This window comes from Micromonospora sp. I033 (genome assembly GCF_053890995.1).
In genome coordinates this window covers 1-2,170 of the sequence record NZ_JBSSLX010000377.1, presented here as the reverse complement: position 1 = coordinate 2,170, position 2,170 = coordinate 1, and the positions used below count along the sequence as shown (strand labels likewise).

Here is a 2,170-nt window from a genome sequence, read left to right as displayed (position 1 = left end):
GCCGGGGGCGACAACGTCATGATCGACGGGTCGCGCGGGTGGTGATGAGCGCCTCGATGCCGTCGAGGATCCGGGCCAGGCCGAAGTCGAGGGCCTGGTCGGTGACGTTCGGGTCGATGTCGCGCAGGGCGGCGTCGAGCGCGGGGAAGCGCTCCTCCCGGCCGCGGACCAGGGTGCCGAAGGCGACCTCCCGGCTCCCGCCGGGCGCGCCGTCCGGCCCTGCGTGCTGGGCCAGGTTGCGGGCGTGTCCGACCAGGAGCACGGCGACGTCGAGCTGCTCGGAACCGGTCAGGCCGGTGCCGGTGAGGGCGGCGACCACCCGTTCCACCCAGGCCAGCTCGTTCGGGCCGGGCAGCCGGGGGCCGACGGTCGCCGCCTGCGCCCACGGGTGCCGACGGAACCGGTCGAACAGCTGCCGGGCCCAGTCGTCGAGCTGGCCGCGCCAGTCGGCGCCGGGCGGCGGTGGGGGCGGCTCGCCGATCGCCGCCTCCAGCATCAGCGCCACCAGTTCGGCCCGGCCGGGCACGTATCGGTAGAGGGCCATCTTGGTGACGTCCAGCGACTCGGCGACCCGCTGCATGGTCAGGCCGTCGAGCCCCTCGGCGTCGGCGATGGTGATGCCGGCGCGGGCGATCGCGGGCAGCGTGAGGGTGGGGCGCGGCCCGCGCCGGGGCCCGCTCGGGGTGCCCCACAGCAGCTCGAACAGCCGGCGTTTGTCGACGCCACCGGTCTCCACGATCACCCCTCTTGTTCTCGGGCCAAAACTGTGTCTACGATACTCTGTATCCGAGGGACACAGTTTAGAACGGGGAAAGACATGCCCACGCCACTGCGCGGTTTCCGCGTGCTCGTCTCCGGCGCCGGGGTGGCCGGCCCGGCGCTGGCCTGGTGGCTGGCCCGGCACGGGGCCGAGGTCACCGTGGTCGAGGCCGCTCCCGCGCTGCGCACCAGCGGCTTCGCGGTCGACTTCCGGGGCCCGACCCACCTCGGCGTGCTCGCCGCCATGGGCGTCCTCGACGAGTTGCGGGCGGTGCAGACCCACGCCGGCGCGATGAGCCGGGTGGACGAGCACGACCGGGAGATCTTCCGGCTGCCGGCCGAGTTCGCCGGCGGCGAGCTGGAGGTCCACCGCCGGGACCTGTCCCGGATCCTCTACGAGCGCGGCGCCGACCGGGTCGGGTACGTGTTCGGCGACCGGATCACCGCGCTCACCGAGACCGCCGACGGGATGCGGGTCGACCTCGCCCGGGGCGCCTCCCGCACCGTCGACCTGGTGGTCGGGGCGGACGGGCTGCACTCCGGCGTGCGCCGGCTGGCGTTCGGGCCGGAGTCGGCGTACGTCACCCACCTCGGCTACCACCTGGCCGGCTGGGACCTGCCCGACGACATCGGGGCGGGCCCGGTCCCGCGGCAGTACAACGTGCCCGGCCGGATGGCCAGCGTGGCCGCCGACCAGCGCGACCCGGGCCGGGCGGGCGCCTTCGTGGTGTTCGCCTCGCCCCGGCAGGACCACGACCGGCTCGACCTCGACCGGCAGAAGGCGCTGGTCGCGGACGCCTTCGCCGGGCTGGGCTGGCACGTGCCCCGGCTGCTGGCCGGCCTGCGGGACGCGCCCGAGCTCTACTTCGACGCGATCGCCCGGGTCAGCGTGCCCCGCTGGCACGCCGGCCGGGCGGTGCTGGTCGGCGACGCGGCCTGGGGGGTGACCCTCGGTGGGATGGGGGTGGGCACCGGCCTGGTCGGGGCGTACGTGCTCGCGGGCGAACTGGCCCGGACCCCGGCCGGCGGCGTGGTTCCTCTGCCGCTGCTGTGCGCGCCCTGAGAAATCCACCGGCCCGCTCGGCACGCCGGTGCGTCACACGTTGCATTTTCGTCGGAGGGGGGGTGTACTGTCAGAGCAGTTAGAACGAGTGTTCGATTCACTCGTACGCTCGTTCCAACGTCCGGGAGCGGTGTTTCGCGGCTCCGGCTCCCGGGAGGTGCGGTTCCGCGGACCGCACCGGGCTCCGGACAGTCGCGAGTCCGGACCCGTCAGGCAGGATCGTCGCCCGCCGCCCACGACCCCCGGGCGGCGGGCGACGGACCCGCCGGTACGCCGGCCGGGTGTGGTGTGGGGAAGCGTCCACACCCGGCCGGCCCCCACCTGGTGCGTCTTCCTCCGCACCGCCCG

2 protein-coding genes are annotated in these 2,170 nt (G+C 74.9%); one reads left to right on the top strand and one right to left on the bottom strand.

The window, feature by feature from the left end:
• Positions 1-16 precede the first annotated feature (16 nt).
• Positions 17-742 carry a TetR/AcrR family transcriptional regulator gene (locus tag ACW0Q9_RS30300; protein WP_456187160.1) on the bottom strand — a complete coding sequence of 242 codons (726 nt, stop codon included), beginning with the start codon at positions 740-742 and terminating at the stop codon, positions 17-19.
• A 75-nt stretch (positions 743-817) separates the two neighbouring features.
• Here ACW0Q9_RS30300 and ACW0Q9_RS30295 point away from each other — a divergent pair, with 75 nt between their 5' ends.
• Positions 818-1,822: an FAD-dependent monooxygenase gene (locus tag ACW0Q9_RS30295; protein WP_456187158.1), complete on the top strand. Its 1,005-nt coding sequence runs from the start codon at positions 818-820 to the stop codon at positions 1,820-1,822.
• The last annotated feature ends 348 nt before the right edge of the window (positions 1,823-2,170 follow it).